At 59.2% G+C, this 451-nt stretch carries 1 protein-coding gene; it reads left to right on the top strand.

All coding sequences use genetic code 11. The features are described from left to right. On the top strand, nt 1–451 hold a 451-nt coding region (locus F7Q90_RS26050; protein WP_151161208.1), incomplete at both ends, for a YbfB/YjiJ family MFS transporter.

The raw sequence follows: 451 nt of genomic DNA, 5'->3' as shown, positions 1-451 counted from the left end.
TGGATCGATGATTGTGTTGCATCATACCCGCCACCCGTTTGTTATCGCCGCCCTCTTTTCCGGCGTCGGAGCCGGGATTGTACTGGGTAATGAATATGTCACTGGCGGTCTACGTTATGCGCTTTCGGCCCATTCGCTATGGCTGGGGGCCGGGGCGCTCGCCGGTATATTGCTGTCAATCGTGGCGATGTTGATTCCGCCCCGCGCTCATGCACTGCCGCCCGCGCCTTTAGCAAGAATCGAAAATCAGCCAATGCTCTGGTGGCAACTGGCGCTACTGTACGGTCTCGCCGGATTCGGCTACATCATTGTCGCCACCTATTTACCTCTGATGGCGAAAAGCGCGGGTTCTCCGCTGCTCACGGCGCACCTTTGGTCGTTGGTCGGCCTGGCGATCATTCCCGGCTGCTTTGGCTGGCTGTGGTCGGCAAAACGCTGGGGCGTCCTGCCA

Origin of the sequence: Pantoea stewartii subsp. stewartii (assembly GCF_008801695.1) — a bacterium.
Classification (GTDB): Bacteria; Pseudomonadota; Gammaproteobacteria; order Enterobacterales; family Enterobacteriaceae; genus Pantoea; species Pantoea stewartii.
The sequence above is the reverse complement of the archived record's forward strand: the minus strand, read 5'-3'. Positions and strand labels throughout refer to the sequence as shown.